The sequence below is a fragment of the Acidovorax sp. KNOB132 genome, from assembly GCF_057541515.1.
Genome location: NZ_BAAJYT010000218.1, coordinates 1 through 5,967, shown reverse-complemented (window position 1 = coordinate 5,967; position 5,967 = coordinate 1). Strand labels below are relative to the sequence as shown.

The window sequence follows — 5,967 nt, the reverse complement described above, 5'->3', positions numbered from 1 at the left end:
GCCTGCGCGTTCAGCTGCTTGAGCTGCGCCGCCAGCAGCCGCGCCTGGGGCTCCAGCGCGCGGGCCGCGGCGGTGGGGCGGGGTTCGCGGCCGGTGCGGTCGAACAGCGGCACGGCCAGCTCGGCTTCGAGGTGGGCGATGGTCATGCTCACGGCCGAGGGCACGCGCGACAGCGCCCGCGCCGCGGCCGAGAACGAGCCCTGGTCCAGCACGGCCAGAAACACCTGCACGCTGTCGGAAGAGAACGCCATGGGGCCGAAGTATCTATCAATAAAACTGAAACAAGCTGACTTTATGTATCAGCCTGGCACACATACAGTGGCCCCATGTCCACGCACACCGCCCCCGCTACCCACCGCCCCACCGGCCTGCAAGGCCTGCCGCGCCGCGTGCTCTACGTCACCCTGTACGAGCTGATCGCCATCGTGGCCGCCACCGCGGCGCTGGCGTGGCTCACGGGGCAGGGGCCGGGGCATTCCGGCGTGGTCGCCGTGGCGGCCTCGGCCATCGCGGTGGTGTGGAACCTCGTGTTCAACTGGGCGTTCGAGCGCTGGGAGGCGCGCCAGCCGGTGCGCGGGCGCAGCACGGCGCGCCGCATCGCCCATGCCATCGGGTTCGAGGGCGGCCTGGTCTTCACCCTGGTGCCGCTGTTCGCCTGGTGGTTCAAGGTCAGCCTGTGGCAGGCCTTCGTGATGGACCTGGGGCTGATCGCCTTCTTTCTTTGCTACACCTTCGTCTTCAACTGGGGCTTCGACCGCATCTTCGGCCTGCCGGCATCGGCCCAGGCGGGACCGTCCGGCGTTCAGGCCACCACGAAGGCCACCCCCCAGACCGTGATTCAGTGATTCAGTAAGGCAGCGCGAAGCCGTTGCGCCCGGCGTTGATGCGCGTGGCCGTGGGGATGCCGTTCACCTCCTGCGCGGTGAGCGACACGCTGGCGCCCGGCACCAGCAGGCTGCGGTCGCCGCCGCGGAAGGTCACCACCGGCGCGCCGGGCGGCACGATGACGGTCTTCTCGCCACCCTGGTAGGTGAGCTTCAGCGTGCGGCCCTTGGCGGCCCCGCCGGCGGCATCGGCCACGCCTGCCACGTCGGCCACGGTGGCGTTGGTCATGGTGCTCTGGGGCTGCAGGTCGAACGGGCGGTGGCCCTCGCCGGCCCCGCGCGCGGATTCGGGGAACACCGTGACGGCGATGGCGCGCTGGGTGCCGTCCGCCTGGGGCAGCGCGGCCGTGCCGATGAAGCTGCCCGGCTGGATGTCCGCCAGCGCGATCGGATAGACCTCCTGCACCACCAGCGTGGGCGAAAGCGCCAGCGTGACCGTCTGCCCGCCGCGTTCCTTGACGGTGAGCGAAGTGGGCGTGGCGGCTTCGATGGTGCCGCGCAGGCGCACGGTTTGGGCGGGTGCTGCGGCGGGGGATACCGCCGTGGGCGCTGCGGCCGGGGCCGTCTGGGCCGTGGCCGCGCCGGCGCCCAGGATCAGGGTGGCCGCCACGAAGAGCGGGGACAGGCGTGCGGGGGCGGGAAGGGGCTTCATGGCGTGGCGCGGCGGCGTGCAGTGAAAGAGGCTGCCCATGATGCCCGAAGCGCCCGGGCCAGGCGTTGCGGGGCGTTTCAGTGCGCCGCGCCGGCGCCGAAGCGAAAGCTCGATGCCGTCACGCCGCCGTACACGCCTTCCTCGTGGTACACGCAGTCGGCCCGTTCGGCCTCGGCCGCGCCGGCCGCGACCATGAGCGGAATCAGGTGGTCCTCGCGCGGGTGGGCGATGCGGGCCGCTGGCGCGCTCTCCCAGCCCATCAGCCGCGCGGGCCGGTCGTCCGGATCCGTGTGCACCAACGCGTCCTGCAGCCATTGGTCGAACGCCACCGAAGGCGCCCGGCCGGCCTCGCCGAAGCGGCGCAGGTTGTGGTAGCTCAGCCCGCTGCCGACGATCAGCACGCCTTCATGGCGCAGCGGCGCCAGTGCGCGGCCGAGGGCCAGGTGCTGGGCCGGGTCCAGATCGCGCTGCAGCGACACCTGGATCACCGGCACGTCGGCGGCCGGATACATCACCTGCAGCGGCGCGAAGGTGCCGTGGTCGAAGCCCCGCTCCGCATCGAGCCGGCTGGGCAGGCCCGCGGCTCCGATGAGGGCCGCGATCCGCTGCGCCAGGGCGGGCGCGCCCGGCGCCGGGTAGCGCACCTCGTAGGTGTGGGGCGGAAAGCCGTAGTAGTCGTACACCATCGGCGGCCGGGGGCTTGCCATCACGGCGAAGGCCTCGTCCTCCCAGTGGCCGGACACCACCAGCACGGCCTGCGGGCGGGTGGCGATCTGGCGCGGGATGTCCTGCAGCGATTGCTCGAGCGCGCGCATGGTGCGGCGCATCTCGGGCACGTACGGCCAGGGGCCGCCGCCGTGCGACAGGAAATAGGTGGGCAGGGGGGAGGAGGGCGGGTGCATGGCGGTGGTCCGTGGGGGTGGGTGGGGCGGTCGAGGGCGAAAGGCGCCAGCGAGGGTGTCAGGCGCCGCGCGGGCGGATCGGCGCGCGCCGGGCGCGGCCCCACAGCACGAAGGTGCACAGCGCCAGCAGCACGAGGTTGAGCGGCACCACCATCGCCTCGCCCCGGCTCAGGTGAAAGGCGATGGCGAGCCCCTGCAGCACCACGCAGCACAGGGCCGCCAGCACGGTGAGCCGGGGCAGGATGCGTGTCAGCGCGGGCAGCAGGATGCCCAGGCCGCCCGCGATGTCGATCAGCCCGATGGCCCGCACGAAGGCGACGGGGTACTGCCCCGTCCACGGCATCATCGCGCTCAGTTCGGGAATGGGCGTGGTCAGCTTCACGACGCCCGAGGCGCAGAACACCGCGGCGACCAGCACCTGGGCGATCCAGAGGCCGATGCGCAGCGCCCGGCCCGCGGACGGGGTGGAGGCGGTGGGCGAATACGGGGTGGCGGGCATGGCGGTTCTCCAAAGGGGCCACAGCGCGTGGCGATGAAAAGGAATGGGACTGGACGCAATTTAAGATTTCCCCCAAAGGAAATCGATGGCGTTAGAGTGATGGCATCCTTTCCTTTTTTGGCAACCATGAACCCTGCAGACCTGGAACTGACGGGCCTGCGCGTGTTCCAGGCGATCGTCGAAGCCGGCAGCTTCAGTGCCGCCGCGGACCGCCTGGGCATGGCGCCGCCCATGGTGAGCAAGCACATCGCCCGGCTCGAACGCACGCTGGGCGCGCGCCTGCTGCACCGCACGAGCCGCAGCATGAGCCTGACGGAGGCCGGCACGGCCTTCTACGAGCAGGGCCGGCAGGCGCTGGAACTGCTCGACGCCGCCGCGGCCTCGGTGGGCCACGGGCAGAACCGGCCGCGGGGCGAGTTGCGCATCAGCGCCCCCGTGTGGTGTGCGACGCCGCGCTTTGCCCGGCTGCTGGCCGACTATCGCCGGGCATGCCCCGAGGTGCGGCTGGACCTGCACCTGGACAACCGCATGGTGGACCTCGTCTCGGAGGGGTTCGACGTGGCGCTGCGCATGACCGCCGAGCCCGCGCCCCAGCTGATCGCGCGGCCCCTGTGCCAGATGGCGTTCCATCTGGTCGCGGCGCCCGGCTTCCAGCCCGGCCCCGACGGGGGCGTTGATTCGGGCGGTGCGCCCCGGCCGATCCCGATGGTCATGCCCAACTACGTGCAGCTCGAGCGCCTCAAGAATGCCCTGCAGGAAGGCATGCACCGGCACATCGACGCCGTGATGAAGTCCAGCGACAGCACCTTGAGCTACCACGCCGTGGTGGCCGGCATGGGCGCGGCCTTCCTGCCCGCATGGCTGGTGGACGACGACCTCGCCAGCGGGCGGCTGGTGCAGTTGCCGGGCGATGCGGAGTTCGTGGGCACGCTGTATGCCGTCTATGCCAGCCGGCGACAGATGCCGCTCAAGCTGCGCAGCTTCATCGACTTTCTGGCCGAGCGCCTGGGTGGGGCGCCATTGCCGTCCTGACGCTCGCGCACCGATGACAATGCGCACAGCCGCCGCCGGAGATCCCACCACCCAAGGCAGCCCATTCCAACGCCATGCGATCACCTGGAGAGCGCGATGATAGAAACGAGGACCCTCCCGTCGCAAGGATCGCTGCTGTCGGTGCAGGCCATGGGGCAAGGCCTGCCCGTCGTGTTCCTCCACGCTGCGGTGTGCGACAGGCGCATGTGGGCGGCCCAGATGGGCGCACTGGCCGGCACCTGCCGGGTGATGGCCTATGACCGCCCCGGATTCGGTGACTCGCCCCTGCGCACGGCCGATTCGTCATCGATGGCGGATGGGCTGGCCGTTCTGGAGGGCCTGGGCGTGACGGAACCGGCGGTCGTTGTGGCCTGCTCCCAGGGTGGCCGCATCGCGCTGGAGATGGCGTTGGCGCATCCGTCCAGGGTGCGGGGTCTCTTTCTGATCGCCCCCTCGCTCAGCGGCGCCCCGGCGCCGGCGTATCCCCCCGAGATCGAAAGCCTGCTGCGAGCGCAGCAACTCGCGGAGCAGGCGCAGGACTGGGAGGCACTGAACCACATCAAGGCACGCCTCTGGCTGGACGGCCCCCTGTCGCCCGAACTCCGGGTGGGGGGCGACGCGCGAAAGCTGTTCCTGGCGATGAATGCGATCGCCATCGCGAACGGGCTCCGGGGCGGGGAGACAGACAACGTGCCGGTGTACGGCCGGCTCTCGGAGATCCGGTTGCCTGCCCAAGTGGTCTGGGGTGACCTGGATTTTCCCCACGTTCAGCAGCGCGCCCAGAGGGCCGCAGACCAGATGCCGAATGCGGAGGGGATCGCGTTGCACGGCGTGGCGCATCTGCCGTCCCTGGAGCGCCCCAATGCCGTCACGGACTTGCTGAGGCAGTTTTTGGGCGAGATATGAAGCCGGCGTGACGCGACGCGTGATTTTGGGCAGTGGAGCGAACGCTATTCGCTTCCTTTGATGATGGCTCCCACCCACTTCGGTCCTTGAAATCCATGGTCCACAAAGCCCCATCTGCTTCCCAGTTCGGTTCGAAGCTTCAGTAGTTCGGGATTCTCCAAATTTTCAGCGGTAACGCGCCAAAAGCCTGCCTCGGCCGCAGGTATGCGCGAGGCAAGCAGAAGGGCCTCACGGCCTGAAAGCGTCACGAGCTCAAGCCGGTTGATGCGGCGAGCACCCGCTGTCAGGTAGGAACGAATGGCGCCAAAGTCATCGAGCGCGTACGTCGACTTTGTTGATTTTCCAGACCAACCCCGCCTGTGAATGACCAGTGTTCTGTTGGTGGTGATCTCAACCTCCTCTTGGGCCGCAAGCCAGCTTCTCCACGACAGCAAGGCCGAGACCGCGAAAACAACCACGCCACAGCCTGCAGTGGCAGGTCCCCATTCATTTCGCAGAACAACAATGGCATAGAAGAACGCCATGGTCAGAACTGCAAACAAGGTGATCGGTCTTTGGCCGTCACGCCAGCGAGGAAAGCGCAGTCTCATTCAGTATCTCGTTCGATCAGCCATGTTTTGACGGCACCCAGGTTTCGGATTCACCGCAAGAAAGTTTTGCGAAGCAGGGCTCCGTTGCGCCGTACAAACTATAGCTTTCGTGCCGGCAGAACGCTTGCGCTCATCATGCTGGAGAACGGTCCCGATGACGCGCTGACCGGTCAACAAGGAACTGGCCTCGGCCACGCAGGGGGCGGAGGCGCGCGATGTCGAAGGGCGCCGTGGCCCGAACCTAGTCCTGCAGCAGCTGCCCCGCCAGCGCCGCCGCGGCGGTGCGCGTTTCCACGCCGAGCTTTTCAAAGATGTGCTCCAGGTGCTTGTTCACCGTGCGCGGGCTCATGCCCAAAATATCAGCGATGTCGCGGTTGGTCTTGCCCTTGGCGAGCCACGACAGCACCTCGGTCTCTCGCGGGGTCAGCGCCACGGGCGGCAACCGCGGCGCGGCGGCGCCTGCGGCCGGGCCCTGGCTGAGCAGCAGCATCGACTCGGCCAG

At 69.1% G+C, this 5,967-nt stretch carries 9 protein-coding genes; 3 read left to right on the top strand and 6 right to left on the bottom strand.

Features of this window, described 5'->3' with window-relative positions:
* Positions 1-251: LysR family transcriptional regulator (locus AC27IO_RS19270; RefSeq protein WP_498740247.1), on the bottom strand; the 251-nt coding region annotated here is incomplete at its 3' end.
* Positions 252-368: 117 nt separating this feature from the next.
* On the opposite strand from AC27IO_RS19270, the gene AC27IO_RS19265 reads away from it, so the two are divergent.
* Positions 369-845, top strand: coding sequence for a PACE efflux transporter (locus tag AC27IO_RS19265; RefSeq protein WP_284430706.1), 477 nt, complete (start codon positions 369-371; stop codon positions 843-845).
* Position 846: 1 nt separating this feature from the next.
* On the opposite strand, the gene AC27IO_RS19260 is transcribed toward AC27IO_RS19265, so the two are convergent.
* The 3 genes from AC27IO_RS19260 to AC27IO_RS19250 form a co-directional block, all read right to left on the bottom strand.
* Positions 847-1,536 (bottom strand): hypothetical protein, encoded by a 690-nt coding sequence (locus AC27IO_RS19260; RefSeq protein ID WP_498740245.1) that lies wholly within the window; start codon positions 1,534-1,536, stop codon positions 847-849.
* A 77-nt stretch (positions 1,537-1,613) separates the two neighbouring features.
* A complete protein-coding gene (locus tag AC27IO_RS19255; RefSeq protein WP_498740243.1) occupies positions 1,614-2,438 on the bottom strand; it encodes a DODA-type extradiol aromatic ring-opening family dioxygenase in 825 nt (274 codons plus the stop codon).
* 58 nt (positions 2,439-2,496) lie between these two features.
* Positions 2,497-2,937: a DoxX family protein gene (locus AC27IO_RS19250; protein ID WP_272566045.1), complete on the bottom strand. Its 441-nt coding sequence runs from the start codon at positions 2,935-2,937 to the stop codon at positions 2,497-2,499.
* A 126-nt stretch (positions 2,938-3,063) separates the two neighbouring features.
* On the opposite strand from AC27IO_RS19250, the gene AC27IO_RS19245 reads away from it, so the two are divergent.
* Complete coding sequence (locus tag AC27IO_RS19245) at positions 3,064-3,969, top strand: LysR family transcriptional regulator (RefSeq protein ID WP_498740241.1); 906 nt, start codon at positions 3,064-3,066, stop codon at positions 3,967-3,969.
* 150 nt (positions 3,970-4,119) lie between these two features.
* Entirely contained in the window at positions 4,120-4,875 is a 756-nt protein-coding gene (locus AC27IO_RS19240; RefSeq protein ID WP_498740240.1) for an alpha/beta fold hydrolase, read from the top strand.
* 44 nt (positions 4,876-4,919) lie between these two features.
* Here the strand turns inward: AC27IO_RS19240 and AC27IO_RS19235 are convergent, their stop codons facing one another.
* Together AC27IO_RS19235 and AC27IO_RS19230 are read right to left on the bottom strand one after the other, a co-directional pair.
* Positions 4,920-5,465 (bottom strand): hypothetical protein, encoded by a 546-nt coding sequence (locus AC27IO_RS19235; protein WP_498740238.1) that lies wholly within the window; start codon positions 5,463-5,465, stop codon positions 4,920-4,922.
* A 241-nt stretch (positions 5,466-5,706) separates the two neighbouring features.
* A partial coding sequence (locus AC27IO_RS19230; RefSeq protein WP_498740236.1) for a helix-turn-helix domain-containing protein occupies positions 5,707-5,967 on the bottom strand: 261 nt, incomplete at its 5' end.